15 protein-coding genes are annotated in these 17,695 nt (G+C 41.7%); 9 read left to right on the top strand and 6 right to left on the bottom strand.

Annotated features, from left to right (window positions below; translation table 11 throughout):
• Window positions 1–380 precede the first annotated feature (380 nt).
• Window positions 381–1,568, bottom strand: coding sequence for an MFS transporter (locus tag FFL34_RS12555; protein WP_325053289.1), 1,188 nt, complete (start codon window positions 1,566–1,568; stop codon window positions 381–383).
• Between the two features lie 121 nt (window positions 1,569–1,689).
• Between FFL34_RS12555 and FFL34_RS12560 the strand changes: the two genes are divergently transcribed.
• The 4 genes from FFL34_RS12560 to pdaA all read left to right on the top strand — a co-directional run bounded on the left by FFL34_RS12560 (window position 1,690) and on the right by pdaA (window position 5,433).
• Window positions 1,690–2,082: an OsmC family protein gene (locus FFL34_RS12560; RefSeq protein ID WP_138603734.1), complete on the top strand. Its 393-nt coding sequence runs from the start codon at window positions 1,690–1,692 to the stop codon at window positions 2,080–2,082.
• Window positions 2,083–2,307: 225 nt separating this feature from the next.
• Entirely contained in the window at window positions 2,308–3,129 is an 822-nt protein-coding gene (locus tag FFL34_RS12565; RefSeq protein WP_138603735.1) for a YfkD famly protein, read from the top strand.
• 137 nt (window positions 3,130–3,266) lie between these two features.
• A complete protein-coding gene (locus FFL34_RS12570; RefSeq protein WP_138603736.1) occupies window positions 3,267–4,577 on the top strand; it encodes a Na+/H+ antiporter family protein in 1,311 nt (436 codons plus the stop codon).
• A 58-nt stretch (window positions 4,578–4,635) separates the two neighbouring features.
• A complete protein-coding gene (pdaA, locus tag FFL34_RS12575) occupies window positions 4,636–5,433 on the top strand; it encodes a delta-lactam-biosynthetic de-N-acetylase (RefSeq protein ID WP_138603737.1) in 798 nt (265 codons plus the stop codon).
• Between the two features lie 96 nt (window positions 5,434–5,529).
• Here the strand turns inward: pdaA and FFL34_RS12580 are convergent, their stop codons facing one another.
• Window positions 5,530–8,517, bottom strand: coding sequence for an EAL domain-containing protein (locus FFL34_RS12580; RefSeq protein WP_171046360.1), 2,988 nt, complete (start codon window positions 8,515–8,517; stop codon window positions 5,530–5,532).
• A 217-nt stretch (window positions 8,518–8,734) separates the two neighbouring features.
• Between FFL34_RS12580 and mbcS the strand changes: the two genes are divergently transcribed.
• Window positions 8,735–10,315, top strand: coding sequence for an acyl-CoA synthetase MbcS (mbcS, locus tag FFL34_RS12585; RefSeq protein WP_138603739.1), 1,581 nt, complete (start codon window positions 8,735–8,737; stop codon window positions 10,313–10,315).
• Window positions 10,316–10,466: 151 nt separating this feature from the next.
• Here the strand turns inward: mbcS and FFL34_RS12590 are convergent, their stop codons facing one another.
• Entirely contained in the window at window positions 10,467–10,829 is a 363-nt protein-coding gene (locus tag FFL34_RS12590; RefSeq protein ID WP_138603740.1) for a four-helix bundle copper-binding protein, read from the bottom strand.
• Between the two features lie 354 nt (window positions 10,830–11,183).
• On the opposite strand from FFL34_RS12590, the gene FFL34_RS12595 reads away from it, so the two are divergent.
• The gene (locus FFL34_RS12595; RefSeq protein WP_138603741.1) at window positions 11,184–13,322 is read left to right on the top strand and encodes an ATP-dependent Clp protease ATP-binding subunit; all 2,139 of its coding nucleotides are present in this window, start codon (window positions 11,184–11,186) and stop codon (window positions 13,320–13,322) included.
• Window positions 13,323–13,507: 185 nt separating this feature from the next.
• Window positions 13,508–14,374 (top strand): ComEC/Rec2 family competence protein, encoded by an 867-nt coding sequence (locus tag FFL34_RS12600; protein WP_138603742.1) that lies wholly within the window; start codon window positions 13,508–13,510, stop codon window positions 14,372–14,374.
• A gap of 232 nt (window positions 14,375–14,606) precedes the next feature.
• On the opposite strand, the gene FFL34_RS12605 is transcribed toward FFL34_RS12600, so the two are convergent.
• Window positions 14,607–15,023, bottom strand: coding sequence for a helix-turn-helix domain-containing protein (locus FFL34_RS12605; RefSeq protein ID WP_138603743.1), 417 nt, complete (start codon window positions 15,021–15,023; stop codon window positions 14,607–14,609).
• 156 nt (window positions 15,024–15,179) lie between these two features.
• Here FFL34_RS12605 and FFL34_RS12610 point away from each other — a divergent pair, with 156 nt between their 5' ends.
• Window positions 15,180–15,521 (top strand): hypothetical protein, encoded by a 342-nt coding sequence (locus tag FFL34_RS12610; protein ID WP_138603744.1) that lies wholly within the window; start codon window positions 15,180–15,182, stop codon window positions 15,519–15,521.
• A 172-nt stretch (window positions 15,522–15,693) separates the two neighbouring features.
• Here FFL34_RS12610 and FFL34_RS12615 read toward each other — a convergent pair whose 3' ends face one another.
• A complete protein-coding gene (locus tag FFL34_RS12615) occupies window positions 15,694–15,798 on the bottom strand; it encodes a YfhE family protein (protein WP_138603745.1) in 105 nt (34 codons plus the stop codon).
• A 65-nt stretch (window positions 15,799–15,863) separates the two neighbouring features.
• The gene (locus tag FFL34_RS12620) at window positions 15,864–16,763 is read right to left on the bottom strand and encodes a TIGR01777 family oxidoreductase (RefSeq protein ID WP_138603746.1); all 900 of its coding nucleotides are present in this window, start codon (window positions 16,761–16,763) and stop codon (window positions 15,864–15,866) included.
• An 89-nt stretch (window positions 16,764–16,852) separates the two neighbouring features.
• Here FFL34_RS12620 and recX point away from each other — a divergent pair, with 89 nt between their 5' ends.
• A complete protein-coding gene (gene recX, locus FFL34_RS12625; protein ID WP_138603747.1) occupies window positions 16,853–17,665 on the top strand; it encodes a recombination regulator RecX in 813 nt (270 codons plus the stop codon).
• Window positions 17,666–17,695 lie beyond the last annotated feature (30 nt).

The following is a 17,695-nucleotide window of genomic DNA, read 5'->3' on the forward strand; positions in this document are numbered from 1 at the left end:
CTGTTGCTTTTCCCGCAGGAGTCGACTGGCCTCCACTCCAATCAACCATCAAAATAGTAGTTCATTATTCTTTGTGATTTAATTATGTATAAATGTAGTTAAGCACAAGCGGAGGAAATACACGGAGACTCCTGCGGGAACAGTGGCCAAAGTGAGACCCCACAGGAACGAGCGATACATCCACCGAGTACGCTACGAGTTGCGAGGAGTGCTGCTCCACTGAAACCACTTACAACACGACGAGCACACTGGATGTCCGAGGAGGCTCACGGGTCACCCGCGGAAAGCGTAGTGTATTTCCGCAGCGGCGGTTTAACACTCATACAAAATTATGTCGCATTATATATCAAATGTGATGATAAACAACAAACCCTTTTTAGTTAAGTTGCCACTTCTGTCTCCCGCTTAAAATAAATGGCAAAGAAAAGAACGGCGAGCATAAAAATGATAACGTAAAAAAATGAAATACTTGGAAAAACATCAAGGAACAAACCACTCAAAAATGGACCACTTATGCTGCCGATGCTAAAGGAAATGCCAGTCATGAGATTGCCCGCGGGCAGTAGGGACGACGGCAGCAAATCCGTCATAAATGTAATACTTAATGAGTATAGGGAACCAATCAGCATACCCGAAATAGCAAACGAAAGAAATAGAGCAATGATTGATGTTTCGAACAATGCTGCTAAAAGGAAACAGATGCTCCCGCTCGCAATAACCGTCAGTAGGACTTTTCTTCTGCCGACTTTGTCACTAAATATACCAAGGGGAATTTGGGTAACAATACTGCCTGCTGCAAAACAAGGAATGATTAGTGACAACATATTCACTTCATGTCCGATACGCAATCCGTAGACAGGAAAAATACCGTGCAATGTCGCTTCCAAAAAGCCATATCCAAAAGCAGGCAAAAAGGCAACCCAGGCGATTTGTGCTGCTTGAATGAACCGTTTTACGGAACCGGTAGCAGTTGTTACATTATCTGTCTTAGGATACGTATTTCTGACAACGAACATAAGTGACCAAACAACAAAGCTTAGGGCCGCCGATACCAGAAACGGCAAAGCCTGGTTAACCTCCAAAAGCCGTGTCATGAGCGGTCCAACAGTAAATCCCAATCCAAAAGATAATCCATAAAATGATATATTTCTTCCGCGTGTTTCCTTTGCGCTCGTCGTTGTAATCCATGTCTGTGTGCCAAAATGAAGCATGTTGTCACCAATTCCAATAGTGACACGGAGGACAAACCAGAACCATAGTGACTGCCATAAAGGAAAGATGGCTAGAGATGCAAACACAAGCAGTCCGCCTAACATGATAAGCGGTTTAAATCCATATTTGCGAATCGGTTTTTCCATAAACGGCGAAGCAATGAGCACTCCTACATATAATCCTGTGGCATGTAATCCATTAATTGATGATGAGACATTTTCTTGTTCCAAAATGATACCCATTAATGGAAGGATCATTCCTTGTGAAAAGCCTGAAATGAATACGAGTGCAATTAATATCCAAAATCTTGTTTTAACTGAAACCATATGTATCACCTTTTTCTTAGGATGGCGAATCCGGTTTTTCCGATTTAAATGTACGTGTTTTCGCAATAAAGGTCAATGCTTTATTATTAAGTGGCATTTAGTGTACGATAGTAATAAAGACAGAAATTTGGAATAAGAGGAGCGATAAATTATGGATTTTCACTTGAAAGAAGAAGGTATGCGTATTGATTTGGGGTATGGGCAATTGGATATATCTGGTGATGAGGCGTATGGTTTCCGCCCATTTCAACTGATGGTTGCATCGATTGCTGGGTGCAGTGCCTCGGTTTTCCGTAAAATTTTAAAGAAACAACGGATTAGTATTGAAGATTTGATTATAAAGGCAGATGTTGAGCGTAACCCGGACGAGGCTGACCGGATTGAACAAATTGATTTGCATTTTATTATAAAAGGATACCAGTTAGATGATGAAAAATTGTATAAGAATTTAGCCCTCGCAAGAAAGAACTGCTCCATGGCCCGTTCTGTTGAGGATAGTATCACTATTAACGAAACGCTGGAAACAATTGAATTAAGCCGCTGAATTTAAAAGGTATAATATCCATGTGTCCGAAAAAACTATGCATAAAAGCGCAAGTGACCGACTGGCGACGCATGGACTAGACTGAGCCGTAGGAGATAAAAGAAACACGGTGAGCATAAGCGAACCGATGTTGATTTATCGTACAGAGGTGAGGGAAGTCCAACTAGTCGCCGGGAGCTGGATAAATAAAAGCGCAAGCGACCTTCTAAGAAAGGAATGGGACACATGTTTAAATGGAAATTGATGATTATCGTCATCGCTATTGCACTCCTTTTTCCCATGAATGGCATGGCCAAAGAAAAGGATCATAAGGAAGAAAAGTCTAAAGAAAAAACGGAAGAAAAAGCCAAATTTGAGGTGCCAAGTCATGTTCTGAGCATTTCCAAGGAAAATACTTACCCGAATTCAACGGAGGATCAGGAAGTCGTTGAACCAAGTGAGTTAACAAAGGAATTGATTAAGGATGCAGAGGTTGATATTACCAATCCTGACTTGATTAGAATGCTTAATGAAACATCCATTAATCCTTCACCACTTGCTTTTGGGTATCGGGGCATGGTTTACATTGGTCGGTGGCCGCTGAATTATAAATCGAATGAAACAAATATTAATTGGGAGTACCAAAAGATAAATAAAAATGAACTGAATAATATTGGCGGCGATTCAGAAAAGAAAATGCATTACAATCAGCAGAAAAAGGAAGAAATCAAAGGGGCACTCACGAACAAAATTGCCAATCCTAATGACATCAAAAAGATGATGCTTTTAAGGGCAAAGGAAAAAATAGAACTTCCACTTGCTTATTCGGCCATTGTTGGAAAAGGAACTAAAAAGGAAAACTCGTACAATGTACCACCGAAAAAATTTGGGGAACTTCAAGCATATGCGCCTGCCGTAAATGAAAAAGGCCAGGTGACATTCGGTGAAGTGTATTTTCAATTGAAAGGTCACGATAAATCCATTGTCGTAAAAAATGTGACCAAACAAGGAATAGGGGCATGGATACCTATTCAGGACTATGTATCCTTTTCTTTTAAAATGCAATAAGTTGTAAAAGCCTCGGGAAACTTTCCCGGGGCTTTTTATATCATTCGAAATATTAATTAGGGGTTGATTTTATCGCTTTAGTACTTTATTATAGTAAAGTATAAACGACGTAGAGGAATTGGGGAGGAGAAACCAAAATGGAATGGGTTGTTGTCATATCCGTACTTGTGCTGACTATTCTCAGTCTATTGCGAATCAACGTTATTGTTTCCATTATCGTTGCAGCCATAACGGCTGGCTTGTTATCCGGGCTTAATGTTATTGAGTCGATTGAAATGATGGTAAACGGTATGGGTGAACAGGCGAATACAGCGCTAAGCTATATTTTGCTTGGAGCCTTTGCTGTAGCAATCAGTTATACAGGAATTACAGCTATTTTAGTGAATTTTTTAATTCGTGTATTAACCGGAAAGAAAACAATGATGCTTTTGGCGATTGCCGGTGTTGCATCGTTGTCACAAAACTTGGTTCCGGTGCACATTGCATTTGTACCGATTTTAATTCCGCCTTTATTAAAACTTTTTGATGAAATGAAAGTAGACCGCCGTGGTGTGGCAACAGCATTGACATTCGGCTTGAAGGCACCTTATGTCATGATTCCGGCTGGGTTTGGCTTGCTTTTCCATCAGACCATTGTGGATGGGATGACTGAAAATGGTGCAGCCATAACGACTGGCGAAACAGCACTTGCCATGTTAATTCCAGGCTCCGGCATGGTTGTTGGTCTCCTAGTTGCCATCTTCTTCACGTATCGGAAAGACCGGGAAGCTGTTCCGGGAGCAGGTGGAAGTGAGGCAAACTTTACTGCACCATCAACAGAGCATGTTACGTTCAATAGAAAACATTTATTAACAATCGTTGCGATCATCGGAGCACTTGCCGTACAGATTGCTTTCCAAAATTTAATTGCAGGCGCGCTGACAGGTCTTATTCTCATGTTCGCACTGGTTGTTGTTCCATATCGGAAAGGTGAACAAGTCATGGCGGACGGGATAGCTATGATGGGGCAAATCGCCTTTGTTATGCTAGTCGCATCTGGCTTTGGCAACGTTTTGACCGAGACGGGAGCGGTAAATGCACTTGTAGAAGTAACGTCGGGATTTCTAGGTGACAACAAAAGCCTGATTGCAATTATTTTGCTTCTCGTTGGTTTGCTTGTCACCATTGGCATTGGCTCGTCGTTTGGAACGATACCGATTATTGCAGCGCTTTATGTGCCAATTTGTCTGGCAGCCGGATTTTCTACGATGGCGACGGCGGCACTGATAGGTACAGCCGGCGCAGTTGGTGATGCCGGTTCCCCTGCTTCGGACAGTACACTCGGACCTACATCCGGACTGAATGCGGACGGAAAACACCATCACATTTGGGATACATGTGTTCCGACGTTTATTCACTTTAATATCCCATTGGTATTGTTTGGCTGGATTGCAGCAATGGTTTTATAGGAAGAATAAGAAGGAGCAGTTTCGGATAAAGTAAGGAAAAAGTGAAGTGGGGTGCGCTATGCGAAAATTGATTGTAGCGGTCGTAACTGTCATGTTTTTCCTTGCTTTGTCTGCTTACCAACCAGAGATTCATGCTCAAGGTGGTTATGGATGGGGATTTAAAAAGAATGACGAACATAAATTGCCCGACATTGGCAAGTATAAGCAGATCCTCGAGGAATATGGTGCCTATTATGCCGATGATTCCGGTGAAAAGAACGTGTATCTTACATTTGATAATGGGTATGAAGAAGGATATACCGATGACATTCTTGATGTACTGAAAAAACATGATGTACCAGCAGCGTTTTTTCTAACGGGGCATTATGTGGAAAGTCAGCCGGATCTTGTTAAACGGATGGCGGACGAGGGACACATCATTGGAAACCATTCCTATCATCATCCGGATTTCACGACGGTAACTAAGAAAACGATGCGCAAAGAATTAGAATCGTTGGAAGAAGCAGTAGCTGACGTTTCCAGCCAAGAGAATATCAAGTACTTGCGTCCGCCCCAAGGGATGTTTAATGAGAAAACACTCCAATGGGCAAATGAATTAGGGTATATTCATACGTTTTGGTCATTGGCATTTACGGATTGGGATACCGATGATCAAAAAGGATGGAAATATGCGTATGACAATATCATGGAGCAGATACATCCTGGAGCGCTCATCCTTCTTCATACTGTATCGTCGGACAACGCTAAAGCATTGGACAAGCTGGTAACAGATTTGAAGAAACAAGGTTATCAATTCAAAAGCCTTGATGACTTAGTGTTAAAAAATTTGCTTCCACAACCGATTTACGGTTATTAGTGCCCTAAAGCCTAGTCGGGATGCAATCACTCATCGGGGGAAACATAAAAATAGCAGGGGAATGTTTAGAATTCCTCTGCTATATCATCTACGCTTTCACAAATGATGTTTTTTAATATAGGTATAAGGGCTTTCCTCAATCATAGGTGTATCTGGGATATCTTGGTTCAGTTTAACGAGTACACTCATTTTATTGATAATACCTGCCAAACGGTCTTTGTCTGCTTCAGGCAAACTGCATTTAATGCCATAATGGAATGTATCGCCCTTTGCTACGTTCTTCCAGACTAGTTCGCCGATAAGATTAAATGGTTCCCCCATCAATGTAATGTTAAAACTCAGTTTAATTGATGAATTAAGCGGCAGTTTCAGCGATGTGAGTAATTTGATGCCGCCAAGACTGATATCTTCAATTAAAACATCGGCTGACCCCAGGTTTACTTTTCGTTCATTTATAGCTAATATCATCATTTCACCTAGCAATGCAGAAGGAAATTTCAGTCGGAAAAACTTTCTGCGTTCTTCACAAGGCACTTTACATACCCTAGGCTTAGCCGGTTTGAGATAGCCGGTTTCCAGCATATGTTCAAACGACTCTAATGGCACAGGTTTGGAAAATAAATACCCTTGGACTTCATCACATTCGTGCTGATTCAAAAACTCCAGTTGTTCATATTCTTCAACACCCTCGGCAACGACTTTCATTTCCATCCCCCTTGCTAGGTGGAGGACGGATGAGGTAATGGCCGCCCCGCTACTATTTTCGGCTGTAATATCTTGAATAAAGCTTTTGTCAATCTTGATGGTATCGGCGCTGAACTGCTGTATATATGTTAACGACGAATGGCCGGTTCCAAAGTCATCGATGGCAATGGAAATGCCTAAATCCCGAAGCTCTTTTAGCGTGTTCAAGACAACCGGCTCATTTTTCAGCATGGATCCCTCCGTTATTTCCAGTTCTACATATTTGGCTGGAATGTCATATTTGTTCAGCATAGATGAAACAAATTCCACCAGCCCTTTTTTTATGAAACGGATGGGGGAGACATTTATAGCAATTGGACGTAAGGTGTAACCCTCATCCTTCCATTTTCGCAGCTGTTTGCATACATGTTCTATGACCCAGTCGCCGATTTGATGGATGAGATGGTTTTCCTCGGCTAAAGGAATGAATTCTCCTGGTGAAACAAGGCCCCATTCAGCATGATTCCAGCGTATCAAGGCCTCTGCTCCCTGAATTATACCAGTAGATGTTTCTACTTGTGGCTGAAAATAAACCTCAAATTCCTCCTTTTCAATAGCTGTCCGCATATCCTTTTCAAGCGAAAAGTTCTTATAGGATATAATGTCTTTGGAAACGGAGTATAGTTGATAATTGTTTTTCCCAAGTTGTTTGGCACGGTACAGCGCAGCATGGGCGCTTTCGACCAATGTGAATTTGTCATCTCCGTCTTCTGGGTAAAATCCGATACCAATGCTTGTAGTTACGTGTAATTCATAACCGTCAACTGTAACCGGTTTCTCTATCGTTTCGATTAGTTGCTCAGCTAATTGGAACACCGCATCCTTTGACGAGAAGTTTTCGACAAGCAGAATAAAATCATTGCTGCTGAGCCGAGCCAGATAGGACCCTGCCGGCAATGTTCCCGCTAGCCTAGTGGTAGTGGTCTTGAGAACTGTGTCACCAATGGTATATCCAAGTGAATCATTTATTAATTGAAACCGGTCCAAATCGAGATAAAAGAGTGCGAATGTATTGTTGCCGTTCATGCTCGTATCACATAATTCATCGAGCTTTTTATATAGACTTCGCTGATTGGGCAGTGCGGTCAAGGCATCATGGGTAGCGAGATAGTCAAGCTGTTGCTGCATTTCCATTTCAGGGGTAATGTCAACAATCATTCCGAATAAATGGGTGAGCTGCCCGTTATCATCAAATTGGGGTACCGTTTGATCGTAAACCCATTTTAATGTTCCATCTCCACATTGAACGCGGTATTGATGGCGAAGTGATTCTCCCTTTTCCAGCCATTGCTGTCGGTTAAGGACTTCTGCTTTTTCATCGGGATGTAGTAGCCTTTCCCATATATCTGGTTCATGATAAAGATATTGGAGTGGGTACTGAAGCAATTCAGCAGCCCCTTTAGACACATACTCTAAAGTCCCCGAGGTACAATCTTTCATCCAAATGCCTGCTGTCAGCTCGTCCATTAGGATTCGTGATTGTGTCTTCGCTTCCTCCATTTGTTTCTCGATAAAGTGCTGGGTTGTATCATCCTGTACGACACCGACTATCTTTTGCGGTGCGCCGTCTATCCAGAATGCTTCTGCGTGGACTTTTAGGAAACGAATTTCATTTGTTTTTCCATGATAAATACGGAAATCAACTATACAGTTTTCTCCCTTTCGTACAGCGTTTGTCATTACTGTTCTTACTTTTTCATAATCATCGGGATGAACGAGTTGAAAGGTCTTGTCTATGAAAAGCTGTTCCGTCGTTTTATCAAGTCCGAAAATATCATAAAAGTAATTCGAGCATGTTAGATATTCCTCGCCAATCGTGTATTCCCAGCTACCGATTTGGGCAATCTCTTGAGCATGTTCTAAGTGTGTTTTATAAAGCTGTAAATCATCTAATGTTTGTTTATGCAAGGTGTGGTCTTGGACGATGATGTAAACACCTTCCACATCTGCACTACCTACTTTGATGGGGATGAAGGTGAGGGCAGTATGAATCGTGTTCCCATCTCTGTTATATACAGGTATTTCATGCTGTGCTGTTTGTCCATTCAGTGCGTCAGTAAATGCTTTTTGCAGTTTACGATTGTCAGCTTTTGTAAAGAAATCTTTATAACGGATGGAAGAGTCTGATGAATATCCTAAAAATTCGTTTATACTTCCGTGGTTCTGAGAGATGATCTTTCCTTTTGGTGAAAGGACAATGATTAAATCTGGGTGATACTTGGCTAACGAAGTAAGATAGTTCTGAAATAATTCGGTGCGCTTTATGTCATCCTGATTATCTACAGGGGCTTTTTTAAATAGGTTAGCTAACAGAGACGGCCTTTTACGCGTCTCATACATACGAACATCTCCCTTATGTACACAAAATTTATCCATGGTCAATAAAAAAATATAAATGTATAATAATTATAATATAAAACGGAACATTTTGAAATGAATTTGTGAAAAAATTGTCACCTAGTGTCGAAATACAAGGAGATTTAGATACAAATATCTGTTTGAAATTTTCTTAATATTTGATACAATGAATTTAATTCTAAATGTTGGGGTTGATAGGATGAAACGGGAAAATTTAATCGCTCCGGAGTCATATAACATTGTCATGGAAATGGAACGTTATGCGGCAGAAAGACCTGGAAGACAAGCGTTGATCTGGCGGGATGAAAATGGTGCATCTGAAGAAGTTACATACGGTCAGCTAATGAAAAACGTCAACAAAATTGGTAATGTGTTCAAAGAAAAAGGGCTTCAGAAGGGCGACAAGGTGCTTGTTATGATACCGAGGCTTATTGCAGCGTATGAAACGTATCTAGCAGCGATAAAAACCGGAATCGTCGTCATCCCAAGCTCGGAAATGTTGAAAACGAAGGATTTGCAGTATCGAATTACTCACGGAGAAGTACGTGCGGTTGTTAGCTATTATCCATACGTTGATGAATTTAAAGGTGTAAGGGAATATGATCAACTGACATTATTTTCAGTTGGCGGCGCTGTTGAAGGATGGCACAATCTGGATGCATTGAAAGACAAGGCAATGGATGAATTGGACATGGCCGATACGACCAGGGATGACGTCGCTTTTCTGTCGTACACATCAGGAACAACTGGTAATCCAAAAGGGGTTGTCCATACCCATGGATGGGGATATGCTCACTTACAGACAGCTCCGGAAAACTGGCTCTGCATCACTGAAGGCGACAGGGTTTGGGCAACAGCAGGCCCAGGCTGGCAAAAGTGGATTTGGAGTCCGTTTCTTTCCGTGCTTGGGTCAGGCGCCACTGGATTTGTATACCTTGGTAAATTTGATCCTAAGACCTATTTAGGGCTCCTGCAGGATTTAGACATCAATGTACTGTGCTGTACACCGACAGAGTACCGGCTAATGGCGAAAGTTGATAATCTGGCAGACTATCAGCTCCCGGCGCTTCACAGTGCGGTGTCAGCAGGTGAACCACTTAATCGGGAAGTGATTGATACATTCCGGCATTATTTTAATGTGACCGTAAGAGATGGTTATGGACAGACAGAGAATACGCTCTTGCTTGGTGTGATGAAGGATATGGACGTGAAGCCGGGCTCTATGGGCAAGCCGACACCAGGCAATGACGTAGAGATTATTGATGAAGACGGTCACCCGGTACCACCAAATGAAATCGGTGACATTGCATTGAAAAGAGACAGTCCCGCGCTGTTTAAGGAATACTATAAAGATCCCGAGCGCACGAAGATGACACAGCGCGGGGATTATTACGTGACAGGGGACCAGGCATCTAAAGATGAAGATGGCTACTTCTGGTTTGAAGGCCGCAGTGATGACATTATTATCAGTTCCGGTTATACCATTGGACCGTTCGAAGTGGAGGATGCATTGGTCAAACATCCATCTGTTCAGGAATGTGCCGTTGTCGCAAGTCCGCATGAAGTACGTGGGAATATTGTCAAAGCGTTCGTCGTACTGCAGGAAGGTGTGGAAGCCGGCAGTCCAGATTTGGTCAAAAAACTGCAGGACCATGTGAAAAATTTGACTGCACCATATAAATATCCGAGAGTAATTGAATTTATCGAAGCGCTGCCCAAGACAACTTCCGGTAAAATAAGACGGATTGAATTACGTCAGAAAGAAAAAGTGGAGAAATAGTTCGTTCTTAGAAAGGGCTCCATTGTTTTTGGTGAATATAATTTGGGTAGTGATTAGGTTATATATTTGTCGGCTAGGGAACCAAGTGAACACATATGATAATGTAAGGCAGCCGAGCTGATCAATATAGCGCGGCTGCTTTTACTATCTTTTATGCTGACATGGCAAAATAACGACATGCCTGAGCACACTGCAGGCAGACTCGGCCACAATGCTGCGATAACTCATCAGGGTGCTGTAAGCAATGATTTCCGCACGTGTCACAAATCTGTGCACAAAGTGAGGCGATAGATTTTGAAAAGTTGCTGCAGCGTGCTATACATTTAGCTGTTAATGTACAAATATCCGCACAATCTTCAAGCAATCGTAATTGTTCTTTTCGATGATTGGATCCATCCATTTCCAAAATACAGTATTTGGTGTATTCGCAAGTAGCTTCACAGTCTTGGATTATATTTACCATTTGTTGTTGATCCATATTGTTTTGATTATGATGAGCCATTGCATAATGCATGATAATTCCTCCAATAACTTTTATTTAACAATGCCATTCTATGCATAAATGCCTATCCGAGGTTATAGGCGAATACCTGTTTTTTGGTTTTAATTTGAACAAAAAAAGGGAATGAATATAACAGCAGATAGGTAGAAATTGATTCTTGTAGTAGAAAGTATAATTAGAGAAATTCGGTATCCGACTTGTCTTATAGCGAGTGTTGAAGTTTTTTTTATAAGATAAAATATAAAAAAATAAGCAAAAACCCTTGAAAGTCAAAGAAGGTCAGAGTATAATAACAATTGAAAGGTCAAAGATAGTCAAAGTCAAAGTTAAACAACTGACCTTCACATACCAAAGGAGGAATCGGATATGCAATGTCAAAATTGTGGTATTCGTCCAGCAACAATTAATATGTCTATGCAAATTAACCAACAAAGAATGAATATGCATTTATGTGAAAAATGTTTTCATGAAATACAAAACAGTATGATGAGCGGTGATTTCAGTCAAGGCCAGCAAGGCAACTTTGCATCGGGCTTTTTCCAAGGCAATGGTGGCCAAGGCCAAGGTCAAGGATTCACCGGTACGAAGACAAAACAACAATCCGGTAATGGCAATAGCTTGCTCGAGCAAATGGGCAAAAATGTCACTCATGAAGCAAGACAAGGTATGATTGATCCGGTTATTGGACGCGACAATGAAGTCAAACGTGTCATTGAAACATTGAATCGCCGAAACAAAAACAACCCGGTACTAATCGGTGAACCCGGTGTTGGTAAAACAGCTATAGCAGAAGGACTTGCACGGCAAATTACCGAGGGTAAAGTTCCAGCAAAATTGATGAATAAGGAAATTTACTTACTCGATGTAGCCTCGCTCGTAGCGAATACAAGCATGCGTGGTCAATTTGAAGAACGCATGAAACAACTGGTTTCGGAAATGCAAGAACGAGATGATGTTATCCTATTTGTTGACGAAGTACATCTGTTGGTTGGTGCCGGCACCGCGGAAAGCTCGCAAATGGATGCTGGCAACATTTTGAAACCGGCATTGGCACGCGGTGACTTGCAGCTAATCGGTGCAACCACGCTGAAAGAATATCGTGAAATCGAAAAAGACGCTGCACTTGAGCGTCGTTTCCAACCAGTGATGGTACATGAGCCATCTGAAGAAGATACAATTGCTATTCTTAACGGAATTAAAGATCGCTACGAAAATTTCCATGAAGTGCGTTATTCCGACGAAGCGATTCGTTCGTTTGTCACACTGTCCAAGCGATATATTCAGGATCGCTATCTACCGGACAAAGCGATTGACCTAATGGATGAAGTCGGCTCACGGCTAAACTTGGATAATGCTGAGAAAGACTCCGACTCTATTCAGAACCGAATGAATGAAATCGTTCGTGAAAAGGAACAAGCGGCAGAACGGGAAGACTATGAACGTGCAGCACACTTGCGTTATCAGGAAATCCAGCTGCAAAAACAGCTCGATAAAGCAAAAGATGAACAACAGGATATCGACGTGGATATATCTGATATCCAATTAATTGTCGAGGAAAAGACCGGCATTCCGGTTACCAAATTGCAAGCAGATGAACAGGAAAAAATGCGCAATCTTGCTGAACAGCTTGGTGCAAAAGTAATTGGCCAGGATGAAGCCGTTCAAAAAGTGGCCAAAGCTGTTCGCCGTAGCCGCGCAGGACTGAAGTCAAAATATCGTCCAATTGGCTCCTTCCTATTTGTCGGACCAACTGGTGTCGGTAAAACAGAATTGACCAAAGCACTGGCTGAAGAATTGTTTGGTACCCGTGATAGTATGCTTCGGCTTGACATGAGTGAGTATATGGAAAAACACGCCGTTTCCAAAATCATTGGTTCGCCACCGGGATATGTCGGACATGACGAAGCCGGACAGCTGACGGAAAAAGTTCGCCGGAACCCGTACTCCATTCTGTTACTGGATGAAATAGAAAAAGCCCATCCAGACGTACAGAACATGTTCCTGCAAATTATGGAAGACGGACAGCTGACTGATTCACAAGGTCGTACCGTAAGTTTTAAAGACACTGTGATCATCATGACAAGTAACGCTGGAACCGGTGAAAAGCAAGTCAATGTCGGCTTCAATCGAGATGAGCATGACTCCGTATCAACGCTAGAAAACTTGAGTGCATACTTCAAGCCGGAATTCCTAAACCGTTTTGACAGTATCATTCAATTCAATGAACTTGAACAAGACAGCTTACTGCACATTGTTGATCTGATGCTCGCGGACCTTGAAGAAACCATTGAGGAAAATGATATCTCTATCACGATTACAGATGAAGCTAAGCAAGAGCTGGTAAACCTTGGTTATGATCGCCGATTCGGTGCACGTCCATTGCGCCGCGTCATCCAGGATAAAATTGAAGACCAGTTGACCGACCTTATTCTGGAAGATGAAGAAGTTAAAGCCGTTAAAGTATATGTAGACAATGACGACATTGTCGTTGCAAAAAGTGAATAACCACTTTGGGAAGCCGCTGACTGGTGTCAGCGGCTTCTTTTTTAATATTAAAGTGGGGCGAAAACGCCAAAGCTTGGGGCAGAACCGCCAGATTCGGAACAAAATCGATGGAAATAACATAATTACTACATTTTTTTCACATAATAGTAAACCCGACACTCAAAAATGTGAAAAGGATGTTTATTATGCAGCGTATCGCTAAACTGACCCTTATCATACTAGTTATAACAGCAGTGCATCCTTCCTTATACATAGGTGCACAACAGCATCCTGATCTGAAAGTCCACTTCATTGATGTCGGACAGGGAGACAGCATCTTCGTGCAAACACCTGGAGGAAAAAATATCCTTATTGATGGCGGCCGACCAAAGGCAGGTAAAAAAGTAGTCCAGTTCCTGAGAAAGAAAAATGTCCAGAAACTTGATCTAATGATTGCGACACATCCTGATATCGATCATATTGGCGGTCTGGTGCAAGTAATGCAATCCATGGAAGTAAATAAGATTCTCGAAACGGGGATCATGCATTCAACGAAAACATATGCCAGATATGTCAGCCAAATCATCAGACAGCACATACCTATAGACATTGCAGATCGTAATGAAGAAATTGATATCGATCCCACAATCAACATGAAAATTTTAAATACCCATAACGACTCCAAAACAAATAATGAATCGTCCATTGCTTTGAAATTGACGTACGGAAAAATTGATTTTTTATTAATGAGTGATGTGGAAAAAGAGCAAGAAAAAAGACTGCGCAAACGCTATGATCTTAACTCAGAAATCTTAAAAGTTGCCCATCACGGGTCTCATACAAGTACGTCGCTAAAGTTTCTTAAGGAGGTAAAGCCCAACGTGGCGATTTTGACATATGGGAAAGGCAATAAATTTGGACATCCGGTTGACCGTGTAATTGATAATTTGCAAAAGGTCAATACCGCGATTTATCCTACAGCGTCGTTTGGCAATATAACGGTTCAAACTGATGGACAAGGTTTTTTAATTTTGAATGAGAAAAATCCAACTAGCTGGTTAGAAGCAGGATAATATGGAATCCCCTGCACTAACATAAGTGCAGGGACTTTCCAGTACTTGAAACCCAGATAGCGTGTGCTTGAATGAAAAATTAAATGCGTACTTTAGCATTTCCAACTAGGATAAATAAGAAAATCCGAACTGATTCAAAATCTAACAGAAGAATTTTGAATCATCGTTCGGATTTTCTTTGATTCGATATAAAGTTTTATCCCATCATCTAATTCGTCAGCCTATACAGGATTTACATTGGTTCAAATTGGTCGATAGAGCTTCGCAACAGTTCGAGTACGGCATGCTGCTTACGAATAGGCAAGCTACGCATCCGGAAAAGCTGTTCTTTTAATGAGGGATTTTCCATCACATACTGAACAAGCTCTACTGCCTCGTCGTCAAATGATTTTGTTTTGGAACCGTAAATCCGTTTGAAGTCTTTGAGCAAATCCTCACGGTGGGAACGATTGCCGACTAGATGATCGATTGTCACATCGAATAGTTCACTAAGTTTCACTAAATTCTCCAGGTCCGGGATTACTTTATTTGCCTCCCAGCGAATGACGACATAACGGGAAATATGTAACTGATCAGCAAGATATTGTTGTGTCCATTCGTTTTGTTCACGCAAGAATTTAATATTATACCCGATTTTTTCCAAACTCATCGCATCACACTCTATAAAATTGATAAATAAATTTTCCACAATTTCGCTATTATATAAATCCTATCATGATTGAGTATGAAATAAGCCGGTTTCTTTGTGCTAGTGATGCACATATAATAGAATGTTTACAAGTTGAACAGGGATGGGGGATGGTGTATGATGATTGGCTGTTTGATTTTATATCACAAAACCGTAACAAGTCTGACAAAAAGCTTGCTGTTGCGGGCTGTTTTCCATGAAGAAGACTTTGAAATTGAGATCTTAGATGAAAGTACAGTGGTTTTATACGTTTGGAATGTGGAGCGCAGACATGTCTGGCAGGCTGCACTCGATTTTGAGTTAGCTAGCGTACATGCGGGATATGGTTTTGGGAATTACAAGTGGGAAGCGGAAGAAAGGGCTCATGCAGTTTTGGTCTATTCACAGGGTTATCAACAGCATAGCGGTGATATTTGCGGTTCATTAACAGGTTTATCCACAAAATCCACAATTGAATAACGGGTTATACACATAATGGTTGTGCATAAGTAAGGTTGATATAAAAAGGGATACGTCGATTATCAACAATTATGCCATGTTTGTGGATAGGTTGTGGATGGACAAGGAAGTAGGATTACAAAAAAACTTCGGCACTCGACTTCTTTTATAAGTCAAGTGCCGAAGTTTTTGTTCAGCGTCTGCGGGATTCTCGGTCCGCGCGTTTGAAGTCCTTCTGATAAAGAACTTCTTGTGTTTTGGACAAGAAGCGTTCCTTCTCGATTGGCTTTTTACCCATATGAACACCTCATTTCTCCAAGGGTGTACGTATAGTATTGTCCATGACCGGATAATTATACCAGGTTAGCCAATTTTAGATTGTTCTATTTTACGCAGTGCTGCTTCCAGTTGTGGAAAAGCGAATGGATAACCATGATCCTCGGCTTTTTTGGGCAGCACGTATTGTCCGTGGGTAACCAGGATGCTCATTTCACCAATCACGGTCCGGACTGCTAATGCAGGAGTCGGAATCCAATCCGGCCGCCGCAATACACGGGCCAATATACTGATGAAATCTTTGTTCCGCTTCGGATTCGGAGCAGTGACATTAACCGGACCGCTCATTTGTTTATTGGACAGACAGAATTGAATGATGCCAACAACATCCTCTATATGGACCCATGACATCCACTGTTGGCCACTGCCGATTTTTCCGCCAGCAAATAGTTTAACTGGAAGCTTCATTAATGGCAGAGCACCTTCATCGCCCAGAATAACGCCGAACCTGGTGCAGACGGTACGAACCCCCAAGTCTTCTGCCTGTTTTGCGGTTTGTTCCCATTCTGCTACGACGCCAGCCAGAAAGTCTCCGCCTGCTTTTGTCGTTTGTTCGGTGAAAATGCTATCCTCAGACGTCCCGTAAAATCCGACTGCCGACCCGCTTATGAAAACAGCAGGTAATTCTTGCATCTGTTTCATCATCTCAATAAGCTGTTGTGTTGTTTCAATCCGGCTATTGCGGATGGCTGCCTTTTTCTTTTTTGACCAGTAGCCAAACAAGGAGTCGCCGGCAAGATTGATGACGCCATGGATCAGTGGTAGTTCTTCAACAGGTTGCTCATAGCTAATGAATGACGTTCTTGTCGTGTTGGTATGTCTTTCCGGGGCGCGTGTAAGTATGTAGACGTGGTGTCCTTGAGCAGTTAAAGCTACGGTGAGATGTTTACCGACAAAGCCGGTCCCGCCGGTAATTAAATAGTTCAATTCATTCACTCCATTCTTTTATATAATTGGTTCTTGTTTTCATGATACAATAAAACGTAATAGACGCGCACTAATAGGGAGGGAGTGTATTGCGTAAGATTTCCCGGATTACGACACAAAAAAAGCATAAAGATCGTTATAATATTTTTCTCAATGACGGCCAAAAAGAGCAGTATGGTTTTAGTGTAGATGAGGCAGTACTAGTTGAATACAGACTTCACAAAGGTATGGAAATGGATGAGGCGACTGTTACCACCCTTATCCATCAAGATACATTACATAAATCCTATACCCTTGCCATCAACTATTTAAGCTACCGGATGCGGACAAAAAAAGAAATGTATGATTATCTTATTAAAAAAGAAGTGGATGACGAGCATATCACACACATTATGGAAAAGCTTATCGCTGAAGGTTTGCTTAACGATCAACAGTTTGCCGAAGCATTTGTACGAACACGCATGAACACGTCAGAAAAGGGACCAATGCTTATCAAGAAAGAGCTGATGGAAAAGGGTGTACGGGATACCCTTGCTGAAGAAGCAGTTGCTTCATATACATACGACATGCAATTTGAAAAGGCGATGAAACTAGCGAAGAAAAAGTTTCAATCCGGCAAAAGCAAATCATACCGACAGCAGCTGCAGCATGTTCAAGGCACACTAATGCAAAAAGGGTTTACCGCAGATGTTGTGCAGGCCGTTGCAGGAGAACTCCAGGATGAAAAAGATGATCATGCTGAATGGCAAGCGCTTGTTAAACAGGGGGAAAAACTACTCCGAAAATATCAGCAAAAATATAGTGGGTACGAGCTCCATAATAAAATAAAAGAAGCTTTATATCGGAAAGGCTTCACGATAGATCATATTAATCTATTTTTAGACGAACAGGTGGATGATTAAGTTCGGTTAAAATGTAATTAGAAGTGGGGA

Source organism: Lentibacillus cibarius, assembly GCF_005887555.1.
In the GTDB taxonomy this organism is placed as follows: domain Bacteria; phylum Bacillota; class Bacilli; order Bacillales; family Amphibacillaceae; genus Lentibacillus; species Lentibacillus cibarius.

Coding starts and splice junctions, on each gene's coding strand:
- mbcS (WP_138603739.1), top strand. CDS start 8,735: ATGAAACGGGAAAATTTAATCGCTCCGGAGTCATATAACATTGTCATG.
- FFL34_RS12565 (WP_138603735.1), top strand. CDS start 2,308: ATGTTTAAATGGAAATTGATGATTATCGTCATCGCTATTGCACTCCTT.
- FFL34_RS12560 (WP_138603734.1), top strand. CDS start 1,690: ATGGATTTTCACTTGAAAGAAGAAGGTATGCGTATTGATTTGGGGTAT.
- pdaA (WP_138603737.1), top strand. CDS start 4,636: ATGCGAAAATTGATTGTAGCGGTCGTAACTGTCATGTTTTTCCTTGCT.
- FFL34_RS12580 (WP_171046360.1), bottom strand. CDS start 8,517: ATGTATGAGACGCGTAAAAGGCCGTCTCTGTTAGCTAACCTATTTAAA.
- FFL34_RS12570 (WP_138603736.1), top strand. CDS start 3,267: ATGGAATGGGTTGTTGTCATATCCGTACTTGTGCTGACTATTCTCAGT.
- FFL34_RS12595 (WP_138603741.1), top strand. CDS start 11,184: ATGCAATGTCAAAATTGTGGTATTCGTCCAGCAACAATTAATATGTCT.
- FFL34_RS12600 (WP_138603742.1), top strand. CDS start 13,508: ATGCAGCGTATCGCTAAACTGACCCTTATCATACTAGTTATAACAGCA.
- FFL34_RS12590 (WP_138603740.1), bottom strand. CDS start 10,829: ATGCATTATGCAATGGCTCATCATAATCAAAACAATATGGATCAACAA.
- FFL34_RS12615 (WP_138603745.1), bottom strand. CDS start 15,798: ATGGGTAAAAAGCCAATCGAGAAGGAACGCTTCTTGTCCAAAACACAA.
- FFL34_RS12610 (WP_138603744.1), top strand. CDS start 15,180: ATGATGATTGGCTGTTTGATTTTATATCACAAAACCGTAACAAGTCTG.
- FFL34_RS12605 (WP_138603743.1), bottom strand. CDS start 15,023: ATGAGTTTGGAAAAAATCGGGTATAATATTAAATTCTTGCGTGAACAA.